The organism is Micromonospora sp. NBRC 110038 (assembly GCF_020884815.1).
Classification (GTDB): Bacteria; Actinomycetota; Actinomycetes; order Mycobacteriales; family Micromonosporaceae; genus Micromonospora; species Micromonospora haikouensis.
The window spans coordinates 62132-87834 of sequence record NZ_BBOL01000008.1 but is presented as its reverse complement, the minus strand read 5'-3'; the positions used below and the strand labels follow the sequence as shown (position 1 = coordinate 87834).

The window sequence follows — 25703 nt, the reverse complement described above, 5'->3', positions numbered from 1 at the left end:
CCGGGGCGACGCCCCGGGTTGCCCCGGTGACCCTACGGAACTGGCAACAGTCTTGACGGACAGGAGCCGCATCGACAGACTTCGCTAGAGAGAGCGCTCTCTGCGCACCGCCGCCGGTCGGCTCGCCGCACCCCGCGTCGCCGTCCGGACCGTCCACCGAGGAGACAATGTGACCAGACGTCGATCCGTCCCCCGGGCGCTCGCCCTCGCCGCCGCGCTCGTCGCCTCCAGCGTGGCCCTCGTCCTGCCCGGCCACGCCGAGCCCGCCGCGGCGGCCATCGGCTCGATCACCTGGCAGGACGAGTTCAACGAGCCGGCCGGCACGCCCGTCGACCAGAACCGGTGGCGGTTCGACATCGGCGGCAACGGCTGGGGCAACGACGAACGGCAGTACTACACCAACAGCACGAGCAACGCGGTGCACGACGGCCAGGGCAACCTGGTCATCACCGCGCGCAAGGAGAACCCCGCCAACTACCAGTGCCACTACGGCCGGTGCGAGTACACCTCCGCCCGACTGCTGACCGCCGCGACGTTCACCCAGGCGTACGGCCGGTTCGAGGCCCGGATCAAGATTCCCCGGGGCCAGGGCATCTGGCCGGCGTTCTGGATGCTCGGCAACGACATGGGCAGCGTCGGCTGGCCGAACGCGGGCGAGATCGACATCATGGAGAACATCGGCCGCGAGCCGAACACCGTGCACGGCACCATCCACGGCCCGGGCTACTCCGGTGGCGGCGGCATCACCAACAGCCGCACCATCGGCGCCCCGCTGGCCGACGCCTTCCACACCTACCGGGTCGACTGGGAGCCCAACTCGATCGTGTGGTACCTCGACGGCGTCGAGTACCACCGCGTCGACCCGAGCCGGCTCGGCGGCAACCGCTGGGTGTTCGACCACCCGTTCTTCATGATCCTCAACGTGGCCGTCGGCGGCAACTGGCCGGGCTACCCCGACGCCACCACGCAGTTCCCGCAGCAGATGCTCGTCGACTATGTCCGGGTGTCCGGGTACACCTCCGGCGGCAACCCGCCGGCCGGCACCACCCGGCTGCGCGGCGCGCAGAGCGGGCGGTGCGTCGACATCCCCAACGCCGACCCGGTCGACGGGGCCAAGCTGCAGATCTGGGACTGCAACACCACCGCCGCCCAGGCCTGGACGTTCGCCTCCGACGGCACCGTGCGGGCGATGGGCAAGTGCATGGACCCGGCCTGGGCCGGCACCGCCAACGGCACCGAGGTCAATCTCGTGACCTGCAACGGCAACCCGGTCCAGCGGTTCACCCTCAACGGCAACGGTGACCTGGTGAACCTCAGCGCCAACCGCTGCGTCGACGTCCGCGACCAGAACCCGGCCAACGGCGGCAAGCTCCAGCTCTGGGACTGCACGGGCGCGGCCAACCAGAAGTGGGCGCGCTACTGACCCGACCCGCGCCCCGCCGCCGCCGGTGCGTCGGCGGCGGCGGGGCCGTCCGGCGCCGGGCGCCGGGCGACCGGTGAAGATCGGAAACGCCGCGCCCAGCGTCGATCGATCCCGGCCCCGGATCCGTACTCCCCGGTGCCGTTCACCGGACAGAGAGGTCAGCGCATGTCCGCACCCGAGGCGCGTCCCGCACCGTCCGACGTCGACGGTCGCCGGCCGCGCGTCGTCACCGGGGTCGTCGTGGAGCCCGATCCCCACGTCGGCGTCGGCGCCGCGCACCCGGCCGAGGCGTACGCCGGGTCGGGTTTCTTCGCCGGCCCGGTGATCGACGTCGAACCCGCGCGCCGCGCGCCGCCCCGCCGGCGGCCCGTCGTCGGCCTGGTCGGGGTCGGGGTGATCCTGGCCCTGCTCGCCGCCGCCGCGCTGGCCCTCGCCTCGGGTCCGCCCGGCCTGCGCGCGGCCGGGGCCGGGCCGGCACCGGCGGTCGGCGGCGGCCCCGCAGCCGGCGGCGGCCTCCCGCACACGGTCACCGCGCCCCTGAGCGGCCGGGCCCGCGCGGCGTTCGAGCTGGTCACCGGCACCACCGCCGTCGACCTGCGCCTCGTCGACCTCGGCGCGGACCTCTACCGGATCAGCACCCCGGCGGACGGCGACAGCACCCCGCGGCCGGTGCGCACCGCCGAGGGCGTCGCGCTGCACCTGACGCCCACCGGCCGCGCCGGACCCGGGGCGGTGCAGATCCGGCTCACCTCGCGGGTCGCCTGGCGGCTGGTGATGGGCGGCGGCGCGAGCACCCAGCTGCTCGACCTGCGCGCCGGCCGGCTGATCGGCGTGGACCTGGCCGGGGGCACCGACCGCACGGAGCTGCGGCTGCCCGCCGGGGACGGCAGCCTCGCCGTGCGGCTGAGCGCCGGGGTCAACCAGCTCACGGTGTCCGTGCCGGACCTGCGACCGGTGCGGGTGCGGGCCGTCCGCGGCGCCGGCTCGGTCACCGTGCACGCCGACCGCCGCGTCGGCGTTGCCGGCGGCACGGTGATCACCACCCCGGGCTGGGAGGCCGCCACCGACCGCCTCGACCTGGACCTGGTCGGCGGGGCCGACGCGGTCACCGTGCTGCGGCGCTGACCGGACCTCCCGCCGCGGTCCGCCCCGCCCGGCGGGCCGCGGTCGGGGCGGTCACCGGGGCGTCAGGGGCCGCAGTAGAGCATCCGGTTCGGCGAGCCGGCGCCCGGGCTGCCGACGACACCGGCGGTGGCGGTGGCAGCGAGGTGCGCCGCCACCTGCGCCGGGGTCCAGGTGGGATGGTCGGACAACACGAGGGCGGCGCAGCCGGCGACGTGCGCGGCGGCCATCGGGCTGCCGCTGACCGTGTTGGTGGCGGTGTCGCTGGTGTGCCAGGTCGAGGTGATGCTGCCGCCGGGGGCGAAGATGTCCACGCAGGTGCCGTAGTTGGCCGAGCCCATCTTCACGTCGGTGGCCAGGGTGCCGGAGACGGTGAGCGCCGTGGGCACCCGCGCGGGCGAGAAGTTGCAGGCGTCGCTGGACGAGCTGCCCGAGGGCACCGTGTACGTGACGCCGGAGTTGATGGAGGCCGTCAGCGCGGCGTCGACGGCGCTGCTGGCGCTGCCGCCGAGGCCCATGGTGGCCACGGCGGGCTTCACCGCGTACCGGGTGACCCAGTCGATGCCGGCGATGACCTGGGCCCAGGTGCCGCTGCCGGTGCAGTTGAGCACCCGCACCGGCACCAGCCGGGCGTCCTTGGCCACCCCGTGCAACTGGCCGCCGACGGTGCCGGCGAGGTGGGTGCCGTGGCCGTTGCAGTCGTCGGCCGGCAGGGCCCCGTCGACCGCGTCGTACCCGCCGGCGACGGAGCCGCCGAAGTCGACGTGGCTGGCGCGGATGCCGGTGTCCAGGACGTAGGCGTGCACGTTCGGCGCGGTGTTCGGGTAGGCGTACCGGCCGTCGAGCGGGAGCGCGCGCTGGTCGATGCGGTCCAGCCCCCACGACGGCGGGTTGAGCTGGACGCCCGCCGCCAGCGCCGTCACGTGGTTCTGCTCGACGTACGCCACGGCCGGGTCGGCGGCGAGGCGTCGGGCGGCCCGCTCGGGCAGGCGGATCTCGAAGCCGCGTACGGCGGCGTGGTAGACGTGGCCGCGTACGCCGCCGAACCTGCCGGCGAGGCGGTCGGCGGTGGCGGCGACCGCGGCGGCCGACCCGGCGGTGGCCCGGTCGTCCAGCAGCACGAGGTAGCTGTCGGGCACGGCGGTCGCGCCGCCGGCGTGCCGGATGGGTCCGGTGGCCGCGGCGGCCGGCGACGCGGCGGCCGGGCCTGCGCCGAGCGCGAGGGCGAGGGCGACGCCGAGGGTGGCCGCCAGCGACCGCCGGCGTCGGGTGCCAGGAACGATCATGTCCGGTCCTTTCCTCCGACGCGCCGGCCCCGGGGTGGTCACCCCGGGGCCGGCGGCTGGTCGTCAGGTCAGCTGGTGGGGGCGAGGTAGAGCAGGCGGTTCGGCGAGCCGCTGCCGGGGCTGCCCACCGTGCCGGTGCTGGCGGTGGAGGTCAGGTACGACGCCACCTGCGCCGGGGTCCACGACGGGTTGTTCTGCAGCACGCGGGCGGCGCCGCCGGCCACGTGCGGCGAGGCCATCGAGGTGCCGCTGATGGTGTTGGTGGCCGTGTCGCTGGTGTACCAGGCGGACAGCACGGCCGAGCCCGGCGCGAAGATGTCCAGGCAGGAACCGTAGTTCGAGTACGACGCGCGGGCGCCGTCGCTCTGGGTCGCGCCGACGGTGAGGGCCGTGGGCACGGCGGCCGGGGAGGTGTTGCAGGCGTTGGCGTTGGAGTTGCCGGCGGCCACCGCGTAGGTGACGCCGTCGGCGATCGAGTTGGCCACGGCGGTGTTCAGGGAGGTGTTGAGGCCGCCGCCGAGGCTCATGTTCGCCACCGCCGGCTGGCCGGCCTGGTGGTTGGAGGTCACCCAGTCGACCCCGGCGATGACGCCCGCGGTGGTGCCGCTGCCGGCGCAGTTGAGCACCCGCACGGCCACCAGCCGGACGCTCTTGGCCACGCCGTAGGTCGACCCGCCGACGGTGCCGGCGACGTGCGTGCCGTGGCCGTTGCAGTCTGCGGCCGGCAGGGCGTTGTCGACCGCGTCGTAGCCGTCGACGGCCCGCCCGCCGAACTGGCTGTGGGTGGTCCGGATGCCGGTGTCGATGATGTACGCGGTGACGCCCGAGCCGGTGCTGACGTAGCTGTAGGTGCCCGACAGCGGGAGGGCGGCCTGGTCGATCCGGTCCAGGCCCCACGGCGGGTTGGTCTGGGTCGTGGTGGCCGTCACGGTCTGGTTCTGCTCGACGTACGCCACGGCCGGGTCGGCGGCCAGCCGCTTCGCGGCCCGCTCCGACAGCCGGACCTCGAAGCCGTTGAGCGCCTCGCCGTACACGTGGCCGACGGTGGCGCCGTACCGGCCGGCGAGGGTGCCGGCCGAGTTCGCGACGGCGGCGGCCCGGGTACCGGCCCGGCCACCGACGGCGCTGTCCTTCAGCACCACGATGTAGCTGTCCTTGACCGCCGTGGCGCTGCCGGCGGACAGGATCTCGCCGGTGGCGGGTGCCGCGCTGGCCGGCGCACCGACCGTGGCGGCGGCCAGCGCGGCGGTGGTGAGGACGCCGAAGGCGGCCAACCGGCGGGGGCTCGTGCGGGGGAGTGTCATCTCCCGGTCCTCCCTTGTTCTGGCCGGCCCGGGCTTCGTGAACCCGTAGGGCCGGTCCGAGCGGTTGTGGGGAGCCTAAGGTCAATCCGCGAACATCGATATATACCGAACGGTTCATAGCGTGGCCCTATGGCCGGCGGGTCGGATCCCGGGCTCGCCCGCGCGGTCGGCCGCGGCGTTCCGGCCCGGCGATGCCGACGGAAACAAAAGCCCCATGTGGTACGAAAGCCACGGGGATCATCCTCGCGAAGGCGGCCTAAGCCACCTTTCGGCACCGGTCGGCGGGTTTCCAGGTTGCGGGAATGTTGCCGCGAAATGTCGTCGCAGCTCTTGACACCGCCCTTCGGCGATCCTTACGGTCCCCTGAGTTGTACATGGTTGTCCATGAACATGGGGTCGGGATGAAGATAGCAGTGATCGGCAGCTACGGCGCCGGGCTGACCATGCGGGTGCCCCGGGTGCCGGTGGCCGGGGAGACCCTCTCCGGCGGCAGCTTCGCCTCGGGCCACGGCGGCAAGGGCTCGAACCAGGCCGTCGCCGCCGCCCGGCTCGGCGCGCAGGTCAGCCTGCTGACCGCCGTCGGCGCCGACCAGTTCGGCGTCGCCGCCCGGGAGCTCTGGGCGCGGGAGGGGGTCGACGCGGCGGGCGTGCGCACCACCACCGCGTCCGCGACCATGGTCGGCGTCATCCTCGTCGACGCCGACGGCGAGAACCGCATCGCCATCGCCCCCGGCGCGCTCGACGAGCTGACCCCCGCCGACGTCGCGGGCTTCGCCGAGCGCATCGCCGACGCGGACCTGGTCGTGGTCTCCCTGGAGATCCCCCTGCCGGTGGCCCTCGCCGCGCTGCGCACCGCCCACGAGCGTGGCGTACGCACGCTGCTCAACCCCGCCCCCGCCGTCGCGCTGCCCGACGAGGCGTGGGACTGGATCGACGTGGTCACGCCCAACGCCAGCGAGGCCCGGGTGCTCACCGGTCGCGACCCCGGGGACCCGGCCACCGGCGACGAGCTGGTGGACCTGCTGCGCACCCGGTACGCCGGGACGATCGTGCTCACCCTCGGCGCCGAGGGCGCCCTCGTCGACCACGACGGGCGGCGCACCCGCGTCGACCCGGTCACCGTCGCCCGCGTCGTCGACACCACCGGCGCGGGCGACGCCTTCACCGGCGCGCTCGCCGTGGCCCTGGCCCGTGGCGACGCCCTCACCGACGCGGTGCGCTTCGCCGCCGCTGCCGGCGCGCACACCGTCGGCGTCGCCGAGGTGATTCCCGCCCTGCCCTACCCGGACGACGTCGCGGCCCTGCTGAGGAGATGAGACCGATGGCCCAGACCACCACCCCCGTGGCGCCCGCGGCGGGCTTGCCCGCCGCCCCGCCCGCCCGTTCCCCGCTGCGCCGCTTCCTGCACGCCCGGGAGGCCAGCACCTTCCTCGCCCTCGTGGTGCTGTTCGCCCTGGGCACCCTGATCGCCCCGGGCTTCGTGGGGACGGGCAACTTCCTCACCGTCGGCCAGCAGATCGCGCAGATCGGCATCATGGCCGTCGGCGTCACGTTCGTCATCATCAACGCCGAGATCGACCTCTCGGTGGGCTCGATCTACGGCCTCGGCGCCGTCGTCTGCGGGCTGCTCATGACCTCCGACGTCGCCTGGCCGCTGGCCGCCCTCGGCGGCATCGCCGCCGGCGCGGCCGCGGGCCTGCTCAACGGGCTGATGACGGTCGGTTTCGGCATCCCGTCGTTCATCGTCACGCTCGGCACGCTGAGCGTCTACCGGGGCGTGACGCTGCTGCTCAGCGGCGGCGCGCCGATCTCGCTGTCGGCCAAGGACCCCGCCGTGGCCGAGTTCAACCTGCTCGGCCAGGGCAAGCTGTTCGGCGTCGTGCCGATGCAGCTCGTGCTGTTCGCGCTCGTCGCCGTCGTCGGCACGATCGTGCTGTCCCGCTCCCGCTACGGCTTCAACACCTACGCCGTGGGCGGCAGCGCCGAGGCCGCCCGGCTGTGCGGCATCGACACCGGCCGGGTGAAGGTCGCCGCGTTCACCCTGTCCGGGACGCTCGCCGGCCTGGCCGGCGTGCTCGGCCTGTCGTTCCTGTCCTACGTGCAGGGCGTCACCGGCACCGGCATGGAGCTGACCGCGATCTCCGCCGTGATCATCGGCGGGGCGGCCCTGTTCGGCGGCTCCGGCACCATGCTCGGCACCGTCATCGGCGTCGCGTTCATCGGCGTCCTGCAGAACATCCTCAACCTGCGCGGCATCTCCTCGTTCTGGCAGACCGTGGCGACCGGCGCGGTGATCATCCTCGCCGTCGCCGCCGACACCTGGCTGCGCAGACGCTCCGGGCGTCGGTGACCGTCCCCGGCCCGAGCCTTCCCCCCTTTCCCCCTACACCCAAGGAGCCACCCCGATGAAGCTGTCCCTCCGGCGCCGGGTCGCGGTCGTCGCGACCCTCGGCCTGGCGCTGCTGGCGAACGCCGCCTGCGGCGCGGTCACCCCGGCCAGCACCGCCTCCGCCGAGAACGGCGGCGGGTTCAAGCTCGCCGCCTACATCAAAGACGCCGTCGAGAAGGGCGAACCCCTCAAGATCAAGATCAGCTACCACGACCCGTCGCTGGCCTTCGCCGTCCCGATCCGGCAGGGCATGGAGCGCGGCGCCAAGGAGTTCGGCGTCGACGCGCAGATGATCGGCCCGTCCGGCGGCAACCCCGCCGACCAGGTCGCCGAGCTGCAGACCCTGATCAACCAGAAGCAGATCCACGGCCTCGCGGTCTCCTCGGCCAGCAACGACGCCCTCAAGCCGGTCATCGCCCAGGCGTACGACGCCGGCATCCCGATCATCTCGTTCAACACCAACAACCCCGAGTCCAAGCAGATGGGCTTCGTCGGCCAGGACCTCGTCGCCTCCGGCCGGTCCCTGGCCAAGGAGCTGCTGGGCGTGCTCAAGGGCAGGACCGGCAAGGTCGTCGTCGCCTCGGTCGATTCCGGCGCCGGCTGGTCCAACGACCGGTTCTCCGGCTTTCAGGAGGGGGTCAAGGACTCCGGCCTGCAGATCGTCGGCCCGGTGAACACCGGCAACGAGCCCAGCGCCGCGTACAACACCATCGAGTCGACGATGGCCGCGCAGAAGGACGCCATCGCCCTGGTCTCGCTCGACTGCTGCAGCTTCACGGCCGGCGCCAAGTGGCTCCAGCAGTCCGGCAACGTCGGCAAGATCCACTCGGTCGGCTTCGACGTGCAGCCGCAGACCGTCGAGTACCTCAAGGCCGGCGTCGTCGACCTGACCATCAGCCAGGCCCCGGCCGAGCAGGGCTACCAGGCGGTCAAGCTGCTGGCCGAGTTCCTCAAGAACGGCACCCCGATCGCCGGCGTCGACACGGGCGTCCTCGTCGTCACCCCCGCCACCGTCGACGACGTGCCGGTGGAGGGCTGACCGATGACCAGCCCGGCCACGATCGCCGCACCGCCGACGGCCGCCGTCGAGGTGACCGGCCTGTCGAGGCACTTCGGCGTCGTCCGCGCCCTGCAGGACGTCACCCTGAGCGTTCCCGCCGGCAGCCTCACCGCCGTGATGGGGGAGAACGGCGCCGGCAAGTCGACACTCATGAAGATCCTGGCCGGGCTGGACACGCCCACCACCGGTACGGTCCGGGTGGCCGGCGAGGAGGTGCGCCGCTTCGACCCGGCCACCCTGCTCAGCCGCCACCGCGTCGCGCTGGTCCCGCAGGAGCTCGCCCTGGCCCAGGACCGCACGGTCGCCGAGAACATCATGCTCGGCGCCGAGCCGGGATCCCGGCCCTTCCCGCACCGGCGGCGGATGGACGAGCGCGCGGCCGAGCTGCTGGACCGGCTCGGCCTGCGGGTCGACCCCCGGCGCACCGTCCGCCACCTCGACGCCGCCGCGCAGCAACTGGTGGTGGTCGCCCGGTCCCTGGCCCGCGAGGCGCGGGTGGTCATCCTCGACGAGCCGACGTCGATCCTGTCCCCGGCCGAGTCGGACCGGCTGTTCGAGGTGATCCGTTCCCTGCAGGCCGACGGCGTCACCCTGCTCTACGTCTCGCACCGGATGCCGGAGGTCTTCGCGCTGTCCCAGCACATCCACGTGCTGCGTGACGGCCGGCACGTCGCCGACTGGCCCACCGCCCGGGTCAGCCCCGACGAGGTGGTCTCGGCGATGGTCGGCCGCGAGCTGGCCGCCGAGTTCGCCCGGCACGACACCGTCGCTCCCGCGGCGACGGCCACCCCACGGCTGCGGATGCGGGCCGTGACCGGGGCCGGGTTCACCGGCGTCGACCTCGACGTCGCGCCCGGCGAGGTGCTCGGCGTGGCCGGCCTGCCCGACAGCGGCCGCGTCGAGCTGCTGCGCGGCGTCTTCGGCGCCGACCCGGTCCACGGTGGCGAGCTGCGGCTCGACGGCGAGCCGTTCGCCGCGCGTAGGCCCCGCGACGCGATCCGCGCCCGCGTCGCCTACCTGCCCGGGGAACGCCGGCAGCAGGGCATCCTGCCGACGATGAGCGTCGCCGACAACGTCAACGTCCTGACGCTCGGCCGCCGGCAGCGCCTCGGCCTGCTGCGGCGCGGGGCGCTGCGCCGCGACGCCGACACCCGGGCCCGCGAGCTGACGGTGAAGACGTCCGGCACCGCGCAGGGCATCACCCAGCTCTCCGGCGGCAACCAGCAGAAGGCCCTGCTCGCCCGCTGGCTGTCCATCGAGCCCCGGCTGATGCTGCTCGACGAACCCACCCGCGGCGTCGACGTCGGCGCCAAGGCGGAGATCTACCGGCTGTTCCGCCGCCTGACCTCCGACGGCGTGTCGATCGTCGTCTCCTCCTCGGACCTGCCCGAGCTGCTGACCGTCAGCGACCGGATCGCCGTCATGGCCGCCGGGCGTCTGGTCGGCGTGCTCCCGGCGGAGCAGGCCACCGAGGAGAAGGTCATGGCGCTGGCCACCGGCGCGCACACCATGAAGGAGAACGCATGAAACGCACAGGCCTGCTCCACGCCGAGCTGTCCGGGGTGCTCGCCACCCTCGGCCACACCGACCTCCTGCTCGTGGTCGACGCCGGGTTCCCGATCCCCCGCACGGCGCACCGCATCGACCTCGCCGTCGCCGAGGACCTGCCCGGCCTCACCACCGTGCTCGACCTCGTCGCCGACGAGATCATCGTCGAGGGCGTCGTCGTGGCCGAGGACGTGACCACCCACAACCGTCCCCTCGCGGACTGGCTGGGGCAGCGTTTCCCCGGCGCGCCGCTGACCACCCGCCCGCACGCCGAGATGCTCGGCGAGCTGGCCCACCAGGCCAAGGCGATCGTCCGCACGGGCGCGTTCAACCCGTGGGGCAACGTCGGGCTGGTCTGCGGCGTGGACGTGCCGCGCTGGTTCGACGAGCCCGGCGTCGTCGTCCCCGACTACTACCGGGACCGCATGTAGCCCGGCATCCGCCCGCACCACGACGCACCGACTTGGAGAAGAACGTGAGCACAGCCATCCTGCCCGACGCCGAGATCACCCCGGCGGCGCTGGCGCCCTACATCCAACACACGCTGATCGACGTCGGCGTCACCCGCGACCGGATGGTCGCGCACGCCGAGGAGACCCTCCGGTACGGCTTCGACGCCGCCATGGTGCCCGGCTCCTGGGTCGCCGAGGTCGCCGAGGTGCTGCGCGGCACCGACGCCGGCGTCGCCTCGGCCCTCGACTTTCCCACCGTCGGCGTGACCACCAGCGCCGGCAAGGCCGCCGAGGCGGAGAGCCTGGTCCGGGCCGGGGCCACGCAGATCGACATCGGCGTGCAGATCGGCTGGCTCAAGAGCGGCCGCTACGACGACTTCCGCGACGACATCGCCGGCGTCGTCCGGGCGGCCGGCGTGCCGATCAAGGTCATGCTGGAGCTGCCGCTGCTCACCCCGGCCGAGCGGGAGGCCGCCGTCGAGCTGTCCATCGAGGCCGGCGTCGCGTTCCTGAAGAACGCCAGCAGCGGCGCGGTGGAGATCGCCAACCCCGACAGCATCGCCTACCTGGTCGACCGCGCCCCGCAGGGGGTCCGGGTCAAGGCCTCGGGCGGCATCAAGTCCTTCGCGCAGGCCGTGTCCCTGCTGCGGGCGGGGGCGGTGCTGCTGGGCACCAGCGCCGGGGTGGCTATCGTCACCGACGAAGTCAACGAGCACACCACGAGCTACTGACCGTCCGTCGCCCCTCGACGGCGGTGGCGGCACCGGCCACCACGTCGAGGGGCGACGGCCCCCACGGGAAGGCACCATGTCCGACCAGTCCAGCCCGCACGAGGCGACCGAGCGGCTCGACCGCGACGCTCCGGCGCCCCTGCACGCCCAGGTGTCGGAGCAGATCCGGGCCCGGATCCTGGCGGGCGAGTGGCCGCCGCACTACCGGCTGCGCAGCGAGCCCGAGCTCGCCGCCGACCTGGGCATCTCCCGGGGCACCCTGCGCCGGGCCCTGTCCACGCTGATCCGTGACGGCCTGCTCGTGCAGGTCCGGGGGAGGGGCACCTTCGTCACCTCCACCGCCATCGAGCCGTCCATCGCGCAGAAGCTGACCACGCTGTCCGAGGACTTCGCCCGGCAGGGCGTCTCGTACACCACCCAGGTGGTGACCCAGCGGGTGATGGCGGCCCCGCCGCCGCTGGCCACGCTGCTCGACCTGAACCCCGGGCAGTCCGTGCTGCGGCTGGAGCGGCTGCGCTGCGCCGCCAGCGGGCCGGTGGCCTGGCTGGTCAACTACGTCCGCACCGATCTGGCCCCCGGCCTGGAACGGGCGGACCTGGCCGACCGGTCCCTGTTCGGCCTGCTGGAGAACGACTACGGGCTGAAGATCACCACCGGCCGGCGGACGTTCACCGCGACCGCCGCCACCGGGCGGATCGCCGAGGCCCTCGGCGTGCCGGAGCACTTCCCCCTGCTCTACCTGGAGCAGATCACCTACCTCGACGACGGTCGCGCGATCGAGTATTCCGACGTGTGGATCCACAGCGAACGGATGCGGGTCACCTCCCTGCTCAGCCGCCGCTGATCGCGGGAGCACATCGGGTCGGCCCGATTATGGGCACCCCGCGCGGAGTCCGCCAGGTGGAACGTGACCGTGATCTCATTGTCATGCCTCGATGTGTTGCAGCGCGCGTTGCAATCCTGTGTGTGAGCTGTGGAAGGCGGTCGGCCGTCTTCCCGGTGGCGCGGCGTGCGAGGTCGGCGAAGGGTCGTGCCTGGGACGGGGCGCCGAGCCGCGTCGGATGCCGGGAAGTCGTCTCGCGGAATTGTCGTCCGTGGGATTCGCGCGGCGCATTGCGGTGCCGGGTGGCCGCCGTGTCCCCGGGCGCCGGTGGCGGTCGTCCGAGACCGGGGGCCGGACGGTGTCACTCGGGAGTGACATGGGGATCGCGGCTGCTGAGGCGGCGGTTCGCCGGGGTGCCGGGGTCCGCGCCCGGCGTCGCCCGGCTGCGCGGCGGAGTCCTCCCCGGGGGCGCGCCGTCGCCGCCCGGCGGGTGAGGGGCGAGTCGTCCGCGCGTTCTCGTGGGGCCGGCTGGCCGCGCCTATCCGTCCACCGGCCGGCTAATGTGATTCGGCGATCGCCGAGAACTGTTCTGCGGGCGATCGTCCACCGGTGCCCGGCCCCGTTCAGTGCGCGCGTTGTCGCGTCCGGGGGCGGCGCCCCATCCGTCGTTCTCGCGGCGGCGCGGCGGAAACGACCAATCCGGGCGGGCGTCGGATCTGCCAGCGGGCGGCAAACGTCACCGGCATGCTTCCTCCTATTACGAATTCGGCCCGCCGAAATGCGATCCCGCCCTGATTCCTTTCTTCGATTCCTCGGCCCGCCGGCTTGGCGGCGCGGCTGAGGAAACCGCGGCGCGGGGCGCGGACGGGTGGGCCGAGGCGGACCGGCCCGCCCCGACGCCCTGTGGTTATCCAGGGCAAATGTTCTCCGAGGCAACCACACGTCGGTGCAGAAATCGCCAAAGGCAACCGAACTGATTCCGGGTGACCGGCGGGCGTCGCGTCGGTTAATTGTCGTCGATCAACCAAACTGGCCGCGTTGCCGCCACATCGCCGCAGCTCAGAGGGGTGATGACCGGAATGTAGCGTTCGGTGGGAACGGCTGGGCTGGCCCCCATCTCGGCTCGTTCGCCGCCTTATGGGGCTGATCCCCCCGCCTATGGGCTTCGCCGGCAAGGATCCCTTCCGTCGGGACCGGACGAGGTGTCGACCGGCTCAGCGCTGCGGTTTCCGGTGTCGTTACGTATTACTGATAGTGATTGCCGCTGGTCAGCCGTATTCCCAGCTTGCTTTCAGGAAACTTTGCAGATGTGATACGCGTCACACTTCGTTCGGGTATTTGTCGGGGTTCATGGTCAACATGCAGGGGCTTGCCGCCTCGGTGGTCGTTCCGATAGGTGCCTGCGGCAACCGGGTACCCCTACCTATCCATTGACCGACTGGAACGCCGTAACTAGCCTCTTGGCCATCCCACACCCGCATTGGACGGTTGCTTTATCTCGGGCTGACGACTGATCGGAGCAAGCCCCATGTTCGATGTAATCGTTGTCGGTGCACGCTGCGCTGGTTCGCCGGTCGCAATGCTATTGGCCAGGCGTGGCCACCGGGTTCTGATGGTCGACCGCTCCTCCTTTCCGAGCGACGCGGTGTCGACCCACTACATCCACCAGTCCGGGCTGGCCCGCCTCCAGGCATGGGGTCTGCTCGACGAGGTGATCGACGCGAAGACGCCGGCCATCCGCAAGATGAACTACGCCAACCACGGCATCCCCCTGGTGGGCTTCGCCGATCCCATCGACGGGATCGACGCGGTCTACTGCCCCCGGCGCGTCGTGCTCGACGAGATCCTGGTCAACGCCGCCCGGCGCGCCGGCGTCGAGGTCCTGGAGCAGTTCACCGTGTCCGACCTGGTCTTCGCCGACGGCCGGGTGGTCGGCATCCGCGGACGCGAGGGCGACGGGCCGGACCGGGAGTTCCGGGCCAGCGTCGTCGTGGGCGCCGACGGCTTCCACTCCACCGTGGCCAGGAAGGTCGGCGCGGAGCTGTACAACGTGCGACCCGCCGCCGGGTTCACCTACTACTCCTACTACAGCGGGCTCGACTGGGGCCTGCACCACAAGACCGGCTTCCACGAGCAGTGGTACGGCACCTGGCCGACCAACGACGACCTCAACATGGTCGCCGTCATCTGCACCCGGCGGCAGCTCAAGGAGTTCCGCCAGGACCCCGAGGCCCGCTTCCTGGCCGTCCTCGACGATGTCGAGCCGGAGATGGCCCAGCAGCTGCGCGACCAGGGCCGGCGCGAGGAGCCGCTGCGGCCGATGCGCTACCCGGACAACTACTACCGCCAGTCACACGGGCCGGGCTGGGCGCTCGTCGGCGACGCCGGATACCACAAGGACCCGATCACCGGTTGGGGCATGACCGACGCCTTCCTGCACGGCGAGCTGCTCGCCGACCGCATCCACGAGGGACTGTCGGGGGCACGGACCATGGACGACGCCCTCGCCGACTACGTGAAGGTGCGCGACGAGGAGACCGCCCCCGTCTACGACTACACGACGAGCGTCGCCGAACTCACCCTCACCCCCTACCTGGAGACCGTGCTGGGCGCGATCAGCACCAGCCAGGAGTGGACCACCAAGATGCTCGGCATCATCGCCGGCGGGGTGGAGGGCTACGAGATCTTCGCGCCGGACAACCTGGACCGGCTCTACGACGACGCCGGCGTGCCCCAGCACAAGCGCATCTACGAACCGTCCTGACCTGAGTGAGGCCGCGCCGGGCGAGCGCGGCACGACGGGGGAGGGCCGCGGCCCTCCGCCCCTCGTTCGGTGCACTTCATCCTCAAGGAGCCAAGCAGATGACGCGCGCGTCCAGCATGTTCGACCTCATCGGCCAACAGGACGACCAGCGGGCCTACTACGACACCGGCGGCCGTGGCCGGTCCCACGCGTTCTACACCGGCGAGGAGCAGTACCGCCGGGAGATGGAACGCATCTACGGCCGCCGGTGGCTGCCGGTGGACCACGTCTCCCGGTTCCCCGAGAAGGGGTCCTACGTCACCCTGACCATCGGCACCGGCTCGGTGCTGATCATCAACGGCGACGACGGCATCCAGGCGTACCACAACTACTGCCGCCACCGCGGCTACCGGCTCGTGGAGGAGGCCGCCGGCAAGCGGCAGAGCCTCGTCTGCATCTACCACTGCTGGGTCTACGACCGCAACGGCAAGCTGAAGAGCCTCAACGGCACCTACTTCGACCACTTCTTCGACAAGGAGAAGAACGGCCTGCTGCCGGTGCGCACCGAGGTCCGGTACGGCGTCGTCTTCATCACCTTCTCCGACGACGCCCCCGACCTCGACGCCTCCCTCGGCGAGTTCGGCGAGTTCGCCCGGGTCTACGAGCTGGCCGACCTCAAGTGCGTGCAGGCCAAGGACTACCCGGTCGCCTCCAACTGGAAGCTCGTGGCGCACAACGTCAACGAGAGCCTGCACTTCCCGACGGCCCACAAGGACCTGCACCGCATCACCGACTTCGACGACGCGGGCACGTACGAGCTCAAGGGCGACATCGTCGGCGCCTGGCAGGTCATCCGGGACAGCTACAACTCGGTCTCCATGACCGGGCGCAGCCAGCGCGCGCCCATGCCGCTGGTCCCGGAGGCCGACCTCAAGAAGATCAACTGGATCACGATCCTGCCGAACCTGCTCTTCGGCTTCACCGCCGACTACGTGATGATGCAGTGGGTCTGGCCCGAGAGCCCCAGCACCTGCATCGTCCGGCACTTCTGGCTGTTCCACCCCTCCGAGACGGCCAAGAGCGACTTCTCGCACGAGGCCGTCTTCGCCCTCTGGGACAAGGCCAACTACGAGGACTGGGAGCTGTGCGAGCGCACCCACCGCGGCCTGTCCAACCCGCTGTGGTCGCCCGGCCAGCTCTCCCTCGACGAGGAGGTCGTCTCCCAGATCGACGCCTGGGTGGCCCGGGAGACCGCTGACTCCGTCGAGAACGAGGGATGACCGCCGTGGTCAACTGCTTCGTCATCGGCGGCACGCGGGTCCTCGCCCGCTGCGCCGACCAGCTCGTCGCGGCCGGCGTACGCGTCGAGGGCGTCTTCACCGACGACCCGGCCGCCACCGCCTGGGCGGCCGAGCACGGCGTGCCCGTGCTCGACCCGCGCGCCGACCTCGTCGCCGCCCTCACCGACACCCCCGTCGACTACCTGTTCAGCATCGTCAACTTCCGCATCCTGCCCGGCGCCGTGCTGGAGCTGCCCCGGGTGGCCGCCGTCAACTTCCACGACGGCCCGCTGCCCCGCTACGGCGGCAGCAACGTCGCCGCCTGGGCCCTCTACGAGGGCGCGTCCCGGCACGCCGCGACCTGGCACCGGATGACCGAACGCGTCGACGCGGGCGCCGTCCTGCTCGAACGGTGGTTCCCGATCCGGACCCACTCCACCGCGCTGTCGCTGACCTACGAGACGGCCGAGGTCGGCATCGCCCTCTTCGCCGACCTGGTCCCGCACGTCGCGGCGGGGACGCTGCCCGAACCCGTCGACACCGGCGGCCGGGAACGCCGCTTCTACCTCCAGTCCGACCGCATCGCCGACGGCGGCCTCATCCACGCCGGCACCACGGCCGCCGAGGCCGAACGCATCTCCAAGGCCCTCGACTACGGCACCTTCCCCAACCCGCTCGGCGTGCCGACCCTCGTCACCGCCCAGGGCGCGGTCTTCACCCGCCAGGTCCGCCGCATCCCCCGCGAGGACCCGCTGCCCGAGACCGTCGCCACGGCCATCACCGACTCGGCCCTGACGCTGTCCGCCCCCGACGCCGACCTGCTGCTGAGCGACTTCGTCGCCGTCGACGGCAGCGCGCTGTCCGCGCGGGCCGCCGCCCAGCGCCTCGGCATCGCCCCCGGCCGGCCGCTGCCCGCCGCGCCGCCCGAGCGGCTCGCCGCGATCGCCGGGGCGCAGGCCCCGCTGCGCCGGCACGAGCCCTGGTGGAAGGCCCGCCTGGCCGACCTGCGTCCCGCGCCGCTGCCCGCCGACGACTTCTCCGCCGCCGCCGCGCACTACGGCCGCTACGAGCTGGCCTACCTGCCCCGCACCCGGGCCGAGACCGTCAGTGTCGTCCGCGCGTTCCTCGCCGTGCTCGCCGAGCGCATGGAAGCACCCACCTTCGACTTCGCCTGGTCGCCCTCGTCGGCCCGCGCGCTGGCCGAGGCGACCTGCGGGCTCGCCGCCGCGCGCGTGCCGGTCCGGTTCGACGCCGCCGACGCCGAGGCCCTCGCCGACCGGCTCGACGAGGCATCCGCCCGCCACGGGTACGCCACCGACCTGGAGGTCCGTCTCGGGCTGGCGTACCGCCCGCCCGGCTCCGACACCCCGACCTTCACCCGCGTGATGGTGCTGGAGCGCGACCCCGACGAGGAGGCCGCCACCGACCCGGACACCGAGATCGCCCTGCTCTGCCTGCACGACGGGCCGCCGATCGTGTTCGTCCGCGAGAAGGCGATGACCGCCGACGACGCCCTCGACTTCGCCGAGCGGGTGGAGGACATCGCCCTCGGCGCGATGCTCCCCGGCGCCGCCAGTCCGGCCACGCCGCGCGCCGCCGCGCCGGTGCCGCCGGCCCCCGAACCGGCCGCCGTCTCCGACAGCGCCGCGTCCGACAGCGCCGCGTCCGGCAGTGCCGCGTCCGGCAGTGCCGCGGTCGACGACGTGGCGTCCGGCAGCGCCGGGTCCGACGCCGCCACGCCCGTCGCCGCCGTGGCGGAGCCGACGCCGACCGGCCCCACCGTGCTCGACCTGGTCGCGGCCACCGTGGCCGCCCGGCCGCACGCCGTCGCCGTACGTGCCGGCGACCGCAGCATCGACTACGCCACCCTGGACGCCTGGGCCGACGCCGTCGCCGCCCACCTGTACGACCAGGGCGTCGAGGCCGGCAGCGTCGTCGGCCTGCTCACCGAGCGCGGCCCCGACCTCGTCCCCGCGATGCTGGGCATCCTGCGCGCCGGGGCCGCGTTCCTGCCGCTGGATCCCAACTACCCGGTGGAGCGGCTGCGCCGCTACGTGGAGGTCGCCCGCTGCGACCTGATCCTGGCCGACGCGCCCAGCCGCGCCTTCGGCGAGACCGTCGGCACCGTCCTGCCGATCCCCGGCCCGGACGCCTCCGCGCTGGCCGTGCCGCCCACCGTCACCGGGGCGGACCTCGCCTACGTGCTGTTCACCAGCGGCTCCACCGGCGAGCCGAAGGGCGTGGAGATCGGGCACGCCGCGCTGGCGAACTTCCTCACCGGCATCGGGGAGCGACTCGGCTCCTCCGCGGCCGACGTGATGCTCGCGCACACCACCGTCGCCTTCGACATCTCCCTGCTGGAGCTGCTGCTGCCGCTGACCGTCGGCGGCACGGTCGCGCTGGCGTCGCGGGCGGTGGCCCGCGACCCGCACCGCCTGGCCGAGCTCATCGGCGAGGTCACCGTCGCCCAGGCGACCCCCAGCATGTGGCGGCTGCTGCTGGAGACCGGCTGGACCCCCGGGGCGGGGCTCACCGTCCTGTCCGGCGGCGAGGCCCTCGCGCCGGCCGTCGCCGAGCGGCTGCACGCCACCTCCCGCGCTCTGTGGAACCTGTACGGCCCCACCGAGGCGACGATCTGGGCGTCCGCCCACCGGGTCGACGCCGTCGGGTCGTACCTGCCGCTCGGCGAGCCGCTGCCCAACCTCGACCTGCACGTCCTCGACGCCGAACTGGACCCGGTCGCCCCCGGCGACACCGGCGAACTCCACCTCTCCGGCGTCGGCCTGGCCCGGGGTTACGCCAACCGCCCCGACCGCACCGCCGAGGTGTTCCTCACCCACCCGGCCACCGGCCTGCGCCTCTACCGCACCGGCGACACCGTACGGCTGCACACCGACGGCACGATCGAGTGGCTGGGCCGCGCCGACTCCCAGGTGAAGGTCCGGGGCAACCGGATCGAGCCGGCCGAGATCGAACGCGTCCTCGGCGGCTACGACGGCGTCACCGCCGCCGCCGTGATCGCCGTCCCGTTCGAGGGCCGCGGCGAGCCGCGGCTCACCGCGTACCTGGTCGCCGACCGCACCCTCGTCAAGGCCGACCTGGACGAGTTCGTCGGGCAGCGCCTGCCGGAGTACATGGTGCCCGACGCCTACGTGCGCCTCGACGCCATGCCGCTGACCGACAACGGCAAGATCGCCCGGTCGCGGCTGCCCGAGCCGTCCCGGGACACGATCATCCGCACCGGCGTGCCCTCCGTCGCCGCCGTCGAGCAGCCGACGGCCGAGTCGACCGAGCCGCCGGCGCAGCGCATCGCCCGGATCTTCGCCGCCGTCCTCGGCCACGACGTCTTCCTGGCCACGGACAACTTCTTCGACCTCGGTGGCGACTCGGCCAACGTCACGATCGCGGCGGCGGCCCTCACCGAGGAGTTCGGCGTCGAGGTGACCCCGCCGGCCATCTTCGCCACCGGCACCCCGCAGCGGCTCGCCGAACTGCTCCAGCCCGGCGCCGCCCCGGCCGAGCGGCCCCGCACCGGCACCGGCACGGTGCGCAGCGGCGCCGGCAAGACCCCCGAGCAGGCCGTCGTCGCCGCCGCGGAGGCCGTCGTCGCCGCCGAGGCCGCGACCGAGCCGGCGGAGCAGCCCGCGGCCGGTACCCCGGCCGCCGACCGGCCGGAACCGGCCCGCCAGCGGCCGCCGGCCGGCCCGGCCCACCCGGACGACCCGACCGGCCCGGCCGAGCGCGGCGACACCCGCGCCGGCCACGGCACGGTCCGCGCCGACCACGGAGCCGGTACGGCCGGGCCCGCCGACGCCCCCGCCGACCACGGCGACGCCCTCGCCGTCATCGGCATGGCCTGCCGGTTCCCCGGCGCGGCCACCCCCGACGAGTTCTGGGCCAACCTCGCCGGCGGCGTCACCAGCGTCGGCGACGCGCCGCCCGGCCACCGGGGCTGGGCGCACCTGTGGACCGACGCCGACGAGGTGCCGACCGGCTGGGTCGACCGCGTCGAGTACTTCGACGCGGCCCGCTTCCACCTCACCGACCGGGAAGCCCGGCGACTGGACCCGCTGCAGCGCATCCTGCTCAGCGTCACCGACGAGGCGCTGGAGAGCTGCGGCCACGACGCCGCCTCCCTCGGCACCGCCACCGGCGTCTTCGTCGGCACGATCGCCAGCGACTTCCCCGAGCTGGTGGCCGGCAGCATCGGCCACGGCGACCCGCACGTGGCCACCGGCACCGCCGTGTCCATGGTCGCCAACCGGCTGTCGCACGCCTTCAACTGGACCGGGCCGAGCTTCGCCGTCGACACGGCCTGCTCGTCGTCGCTGGTCGCCCTGCACCAGGCCGCCATGTACCTGCGTACCGGCGAGATCGACGCCGCCGTCGTCGGCGCGGCCAACCTGGTGCTCACCCCGACCAAGACCCGATCCTTCCTGCGCAACGGCATGCTCTCCCCGAACGGGGTCTGCCGCACCTTCGACGACGACGCCGACGGCTACGTCCGCGGCGAGGGCGCGGGCGTGCTCGTCCTCAAGCGGCTCGCCGACGCCCAGCGCGACGGCGACCCGATCCTCGCCGTCGTGCGGGGCGCCGCCGTCAACCACACCGGCGCCGCCGGGTTCCTCACCGCGCCGAGCAGCACCGCCCAGGAGGCGGTCATCCGCACCGCCATGCGGCGGGCCGGCGTCGACGCCGACGGCGTCGGCTACGTCGAGGCGCACGGCACCGGCACCCAGCTCGGCGACCTCATCGAGCTGGAGGCGCTGCGCGCCGCCCTCGGCGGGTCCGGTCGCGCCACCGTGGCCGTCGGGTCGGTGAAGACGAACATCGGCCACCTCGAACCGGCGGCCGGCATCGCCGGTCTGATCAAGACGATCCTGGCGTTGCAGGCCGAGCGCATCCCGCCCTCGGCCAACCTCACCTTCCCCAACCGCGGGTTCCGCTTCGAGGACTCGCCGCTGTTCGTCCCCGACCGGCTCGTGCCCTGGACGGGGCCCCGGGTCGCCGGGGTCAGCAGCTTCGGCTTCGGCGGCGTCAACGCCCACGCCGTGCTCGCGGCGGCGCCGCAACCCGCCCCGGCCCCCGCCGACGCCGGCCCCGGCCTGCTCACCCTGTCGGCGGACTCCGCCGACGGGCTGCGGACCCTCGCCGGCCGGCTGGTCCTGCTGCTGCGCTCGCCGTACTGCCCGCCGCTGGCCTGGCTCTGCGTGGCCAGCCGGCAGCGCCCCGCGGCGACCCACCGGCTCGCCTGCGTCGTCGACACCGTCGAGCAGCTCGACGACAAGCTCATGCTGTTCCTCGCCCGCGCCGAAGGCACCCGCAACCTCCACGTCGGCGTCGTCGACCCGGCGGCGGCGGGCGGCACCATCGCACCGCTGGGCACCGACCGCGACGCCCTCGACGCGGCGGCCCGCCGGTTCGTCGCCGGCGACACCCTCCCGACCGGGGAACGCGCCCCCGTGCGCTTCCCCACCGCGCCGCACGAGGAGAAGCACCTCTGGCTCGAACCCGCGCCCGCGCAGCTCACGGCGGGCCCGACGGCCCCGCCGCGCCCGCACGGCTGGACGTGGGGCGAGCACCCCGAGGCCGCCGAACACGTCGTCCTCGGCAACCCCACCCTGCCCGGCTCCGGCTACCCCGGCAAGGTCGCCGAGGTCGTCGGCCGCGCCGCGTACGCCCTGCGGGACCTCACCTTCCGGGCGACCGTGCAGCCCCCGGCCACGCTCACCGCCGAGCGCACCGGCGACCGGATCACCTTCCGCGACGGCACCTCCGGCGTCGTGGCCGACCTGGAGCTGACCGAGCCGACGCCCGCCGACCCGGCGCTCACGCCACCGGCGAGCGCCGTCGGGTTCACCCCGGTCGGCCTCGACGAGATGTACCGCGACTTCGACCGCAACGGCCTGCGCTACGGCCCCGGCTTCCGCTGCGTACGGTCGCTGTCCACCGCGTACGGCCAGGCGATCGGCACCCTGCGCGCCGACGGCGACCCCGCCGGAGCGGTCGACGCCCGGCTGCTCGACGGCGCCTTCCAGGTGGCCCTCGCCGCCTGCGGGGCCCAGGGCCTGTACGTGCCGTTCACCATCGCGCGGCTGACCGTGCACGCCCCGCTCCCGGCGGCCGTGCGCGTCTACGCCCGACGCGACCGCGGCAGCGCGCCCGACGCGGGGCTGCTCACCGCCAGCCTGGTCGTGCTCGATGGCGACCGGCCCGTGCTGACCGCCGAGGGCATCACCTGGCGGCGGATCTCCCCGGCCCCGCCGCCCGGTCAGCCCGGCTCCGCCGGCGCGCAGGACCGGGCCCGGCACGACGGCGTCGCCACCGGGACGACCGCCGCCGGCAACGGCCGCGCCCCGGCCGCGCCCGCGCACCCCGCCGTGCCGAGCGGCCACCACCGCGCCAACGGCTCCGCCGCCTCCGCCTCCCTCGGGCCGGCGCTGGCCAGGTGGATCGCCGAGGGGCTGGAGACCGACGTCGAGTCCCTCGAACTGGACCGCCCGCTGGAGGCCCAGGGCCTCGACTCGATGCTCGCCGTCTCCCTGGCCCAGGACATCCGCGCCCGGCTCGGCGTCGACATCCCGGTGACGCTGCTGCTCGAGGTGGGGACGGTGGAGAACCTCGTCACCGAGCTGCGCGACACGTACGGGGTCACCGCCGTGCCCGGCGCCGAGGCCGCGCCCCCCGCTGCCCCGGTCGTCGAATCACCGGCACCCTCGCCCATCCCGGCGGCCGCGCCGGCCCCTCCCGTCGCGGCTGCGCCCTCCGCCGCCGCGGCCCCCGTCGCACCGGCGGTCGCGGCGACGGAGGGGCCGGTCGACCGGCACGACATGGCGATCATCGGCTTCGACGGGGTCTTCCCGAACGCCGGCAGCCCGGACGAGCTGTGGGAGGTCGTCACCAGGGGCGAGGACTGCCTGCGCGAGGTGCCCAAGTCCCGCTGGGACATCGACGACTACTACTCCGAGGACGCCGAGCCCGGCACCGTCTACCTGCGCCGCGCGGGCTTCGTCGACGAGCTGACCGGCTTCGACGCGGCGTTCTTCCGGATCTCGCCCGCCGAGGCACAGTGGATCGACCCCCAGCAGCGCCACCTCATCCAGTCCGCCTGGCGGGCCCTGGAGGACGCCGGGCTCTCCGGCCGCGCCTCCGAGCGGCCGACGGGCGTCTTCGTCGGCGCCAGCTACCAGCACTACCGCGACATGGTCGTCGGCGACGTCGTGCAGACCGCCGCCGGCCTCGGCAACCACAACGCGATCCTGGCCAATCGGGTGAGTTACTTCCTGGATCTGTCGGGTCCGAGCATGACGATCGACACGTTGTGTTCGTCGTCGTTGGTGGCGTTGCACACGGCGGTGCGCAGCATCCGCAGCGGCGAGTGCGACCAGGCCATCGTCGCCGGCGTGCACCTCGCGATGTCCCCCCAGTACTTCCAGCTCGGCTCCCGGCTGCGGTCGTTCTCCCCGACGGGTGCGTCGCGGGCGTTCGACGCGTCGGCGGACGGGTTCGTGCCGGGTGAGGGTGTGGTCACGGTGGTGGTCAAGCCCCTGGCGGACGCGGTGCGGGATGGGGATCGGATTCGTGGGGTGATCCGGGGTACGGCCGTGAACCACGGTGGTCGTACGAGCGGGTTGACCGTGCCGAGCAGTGCCGCCCAGCGGGAGGTGATCGTGGCGGCGTTGCGCGACGCCGGCATCGGCCCGGACGGGATCGGTCTGGTGGAGGCGCACGGCACCGGGACGAGTCTGGGTGATCCGATCGAGGTGGAGGGTTTGACGCGGGCGTGGCGGGAGTTCACGTCGCGGACGCAGTTCTGTGCGATTGGTTCGGTGAAGTCGAACATCGGTCATCTGGAGCCGGCTGCTGGGTTGGCTGGTGTGGTGAAGGTGTTGTTGGCGTTTGAGCGGGGGCAGATTCCGCCGACGCTGCATGTGCAGCGGCCGAATGATCACATCCGGTTCGAGGAGTCGCCGTTCTTTGTGGCGGATCAGCTCATGGGGTGGCCTCGGGTGGAGGGGGCCCCGAGGCGGGGTGCGGTGTCGGCGTTCGGGATGGGTGGGGTCAACGCCCACGTGATCCTGGAGGAGCCGCCGGTTGTCGCGTCTCGGGAGCTGCCGGGGCAGGAGTCGTTTGTGGTGCGGGTGTCGGCGTCGAGTGAGGAGGGCGTGCGCCGGTTGGCGGCCGATTATGCGCGGGCGTTGTCGCGGGTTGCCGGTGACGGTGTGGGCGATTTCGGGTTCACGGCGAATGTGGGTCGGGCGTCGCATCGGTTCCGGGTGGCGGTTGCCGGCGCGGATGGCGCGGGTGTGGTGGAGGGGTTGTCGGCGGTGGCGGTGGGTGATCGGTCGGTGGGTCGGTTGGTGAATGCGGCGCCGGTGTCGGTGTTCATGTTTTCGGGTCAGGGTTCGCAGTATGCGGGGATGGCTCGGGGTTTGTATGGGGTGGAGCCGGTGTTCCGGGCGGCGTTGGACGAGTGCGCGGAGCTGGTGTCGCCGGCGGGTGTGCCGTTGCTGGACTTGTTGTTCGGTGACCGAGGTCAGGAGTTGGTGCAGACGCGGTTCGCGCAGGTGGGGATCGTGGCGGTGCAGGTGGGGTTGGTGCGGCTGTTGGAGTCGTGGGGGATCCGGCCGGGGCTGGTGGTCGGTCATTCGGTGGGCGAGTTGACGGCTGGGTGGGCGGCGGGGGTGTTCGGGCTGGCCGACGTGTTGGGGCTGGCGGTGGCGCGGGGCTCGTTGATGCAGGAGCAGCGTTCGGGTGGGGCGATGGCGGCGGTGTTCGCTGGTGTGGGCGACGTCGAAGAGGCGGTGGGGTCGGGGTCGTTTCCGGGGTTGGAGGTGGCGGCGTGGAACGGGCCGCGGAGTGTGACGGTGTCGGGTCCGGTCGAGGCGGTGGACGCGTTCTGCGCGGATTCCGGGTTGCGGTGTCAACGGTTGGTGGTGAGTCACGCGTTCCATTCGGAGGCGATGACGGGTGCGGTCGAGCCGTTCGCGGAGGCGGTGTCGCGGGTGGCGGTGTCCGCGCCGCGGATCGGGTTCGCGTCGTCGATCACCGGCCAGTGGCATGACGCGGAATCGGTGGCCGATGGCCAGTTGTGGGGTGCAGGAATCCGGGGGCCGGTGTTGTTCGGCCGGGCGTTGGGGCTCGTGGGCGCCGCCGGCGGCGGGGTGTTCTGGGAGATCGGTGCGCATCCGGTGTTGACGGGCCTGGGCCGGCAGGTGTTGGCGGACGACAGGCTGGTGTGGTTGTCGACGTTGCGCAGGGACCGTTCGGATCAGGTGCAGGTGCATTCCGCGGTGGCGGAGTTCTACAGCCGTGGCCTGGGTGAGGTCGACTGGGTGGGGGTGCACGCCGGTAAGGGGCACCGCACGACCACCATTCCCACCTACCCCTTCGAACGCCGCGAGTTGAGCGCGCCCCGCGTCCACGAGACCGCCCCCGCGCACCGCCGCCGCCCCGAAGCGCAGGTTTCCGTACCCACAGCAGGTGACGAGGCCGCCGGCCATCCGCTGTTCGACCGTCACTACGAGCACTGAGCGAGGGAA

Annotated in this window: 14 protein-coding genes; 12 read left to right on the top strand and 2 right to left on the bottom strand. The window is 73.3% G+C overall.

The features are described 5' to 3' along the window. Window positions 1-169: 169 nt before the first annotated feature. Complete coding sequence (locus tag LPU61_RS24545) at window positions 170-1423, top strand: glycoside hydrolase family 16 protein (protein WP_229406284.1); 1254 nt, start codon at window positions 170-172, stop codon at window positions 1421-1423. Window positions 1424-1588: 165 nt separating this feature from the next. Beyond that, window positions 1589-2548 carry a hypothetical protein gene (locus LPU61_RS24540; protein WP_229406283.1) on the top strand — a complete coding sequence of 320 codons (960 nt, stop codon included), beginning with the start codon at window positions 1589-1591 and terminating at the stop codon, window positions 2546-2548. A 62-nt stretch (window positions 2549-2610) separates the two neighbouring features. Here the strand turns inward: LPU61_RS24540 and LPU61_RS24535 are convergent, their stop codons facing one another. Together LPU61_RS24535 and LPU61_RS24530 are read right to left on the bottom strand one after the other, a co-directional pair. Next, complete coding sequence (locus tag LPU61_RS24535; RefSeq protein ID WP_229406282.1) at window positions 2611-3831, bottom strand: S8 family peptidase; 1221 nt, start codon at window positions 3829-3831, stop codon at window positions 2611-2613. Between the two features lie 68 nt (window positions 3832-3899). After that, complete coding sequence (locus tag LPU61_RS24530; protein ID WP_043963484.1) at window positions 3900-5135, bottom strand: S8 family peptidase; 1236 nt, start codon at window positions 5133-5135, stop codon at window positions 3900-3902. Window positions 5136-5536: 401 nt separating this feature from the next. Between LPU61_RS24530 and LPU61_RS24525 the strand changes: the two genes are divergently transcribed. The 10 genes from LPU61_RS24525 to LPU61_RS24480 all read left to right on the top strand — a co-directional run bounded on the left by LPU61_RS24525 (window position 5537) and on the right by LPU61_RS24480 (window position 25694). Further along, on the top strand, window positions 5537-6451 hold the full coding sequence (locus tag LPU61_RS24525; protein ID WP_229406281.1) for a ribokinase: 915 nt from the start codon (window positions 5537-5539) through the stop codon (window positions 6449-6451). A 5-nt stretch (window positions 6452-6456) separates the two neighbouring features. Next, window positions 6457-7485, top strand: a complete 1029-nt coding sequence (locus tag LPU61_RS24520) for an ABC transporter permease (RefSeq protein WP_229406280.1) — start codon at window positions 6457-6459, stop codon at window positions 7483-7485. Between the two features lie 55 nt (window positions 7486-7540). Continuing rightward, window positions 7541-8563: a substrate-binding domain-containing protein gene (locus LPU61_RS24515; RefSeq protein WP_229406279.1), complete on the top strand. Its 1023-nt coding sequence runs from the start codon at window positions 7541-7543 to the stop codon at window positions 8561-8563. A 3-nt stretch (window positions 8564-8566) separates the two neighbouring features. Then, window positions 8567-10111, top strand: coding sequence for a sugar ABC transporter ATP-binding protein (locus tag LPU61_RS24510; protein ID WP_043963489.1), 1545 nt, complete (start codon window positions 8567-8569; stop codon window positions 10109-10111). Beyond that, entirely contained in the window at window positions 10108-10563 is a 456-nt protein-coding gene (gene rbsD, locus LPU61_RS24505; protein ID WP_043963491.1) for a D-ribose pyranase, read from the top strand. Before LPU61_RS24510 ends, rbsD begins: the two co-directional genes overlap by 4 nt. A 44-nt stretch (window positions 10564-10607) precedes the next feature. Beyond that, window positions 10608-11315, top strand: a complete 708-nt coding sequence (gene deoC / locus LPU61_RS24500; protein ID WP_043964721.1) for a deoxyribose-phosphate aldolase — start codon at window positions 10608-10610, stop codon at window positions 11313-11315. Window positions 11316-11391: 76 nt separating this feature from the next. Continuing rightward, on the top strand, window positions 11392-12159 hold the full coding sequence (locus LPU61_RS24495) for a GntR family transcriptional regulator (RefSeq protein WP_043963493.1): 768 nt from the start codon (window positions 11392-11394) through the stop codon (window positions 12157-12159). Between the two features lie 1507 nt (window positions 12160-13666). After that, window positions 13667-14902: an NAD(P)/FAD-dependent oxidoreductase gene (locus LPU61_RS24490; RefSeq protein WP_043963494.1), complete on the top strand. Its 1236-nt coding sequence runs from the start codon at window positions 13667-13669 to the stop codon at window positions 14900-14902. A gap of 98 nt (window positions 14903-15000) precedes the next feature. Next, complete coding sequence (locus LPU61_RS24485) at window positions 15001-16161, top strand: SRPBCC family protein (protein ID WP_198956574.1); 1161 nt, start codon at window positions 15001-15003, stop codon at window positions 16159-16161. Then, entirely contained in the window at window positions 16158-25694 is a 9537-nt protein-coding gene (locus tag LPU61_RS24480; RefSeq protein WP_229406278.1) for a polyketide synthase, read from the top strand. Before LPU61_RS24485 ends, LPU61_RS24480 begins: the two co-directional genes overlap by 4 nt. The last annotated feature ends 9 nt before the right edge of the window (window positions 25695-25703 follow it).

What these genes read in the sequence shown, in the direction of transcription:
- LPU61_RS24540 (WP_229406283.1), top strand. Translation starts at nt 1,589, where the DNA reads ATGTCCGCACCCGAGGCGCGTCCCGCACCGTCCGACGTCGACGGTCGC.
- LPU61_RS24535 (WP_229406282.1), bottom strand. Translation starts at nt 3,831, where the DNA reads ATGATCGTTCCTGGCACCCGACGCCGGCGGTCGCTGGCGGCCACCCTC.
- LPU61_RS24530 (WP_043963484.1), bottom strand. Translation starts at nt 5,135, where the DNA reads ATGACACTCCCCCGCACGAGCCCCCGCCGGTTGGCCGCCTTCGGCGTC.
- LPU61_RS24525 (WP_229406281.1), top strand. Translation starts at nt 5,537, where the DNA reads ATGAAGATAGCAGTGATCGGCAGCTACGGCGCCGGGCTGACCATGCGG.
- LPU61_RS24520 (WP_229406280.1), top strand. Translation starts at nt 6,457, where the DNA reads ATGGCCCAGACCACCACCCCCGTGGCGCCCGCGGCGGGCTTGCCCGCC.
- LPU61_RS24515 (WP_229406279.1), top strand. Translation starts at nt 7,541, where the DNA reads ATGAAGCTGTCCCTCCGGCGCCGGGTCGCGGTCGTCGCGACCCTCGGC.
- LPU61_RS24510 (WP_043963489.1), top strand. Translation starts at nt 8,567, where the DNA reads ATGACCAGCCCGGCCACGATCGCCGCACCGCCGACGGCCGCCGTCGAG.
- rbsD (WP_043963491.1), top strand. Translation starts at nt 10,108, where the DNA reads ATGAAACGCACAGGCCTGCTCCACGCCGAGCTGTCCGGGGTGCTCGCC.
- LPU61_RS24495 (WP_043963493.1), top strand. Translation starts at nt 11,392, where the DNA reads ATGTCCGACCAGTCCAGCCCGCACGAGGCGACCGAGCGGCTCGACCGC.
- LPU61_RS24490 (WP_043963494.1), top strand. Translation starts at nt 13,667, where the DNA reads ATGTTCGATGTAATCGTTGTCGGTGCACGCTGCGCTGGTTCGCCGGTC.
- LPU61_RS24485 (WP_198956574.1), top strand. Translation starts at nt 15,001, where the DNA reads ATGACGCGCGCGTCCAGCATGTTCGACCTCATCGGCCAACAGGACGAC.
- LPU61_RS24480 (WP_229406278.1), top strand. Translation starts at nt 16,158, where the DNA reads ATGACCGCCGTGGTCAACTGCTTCGTCATCGGCGGCACGCGGGTCCTC.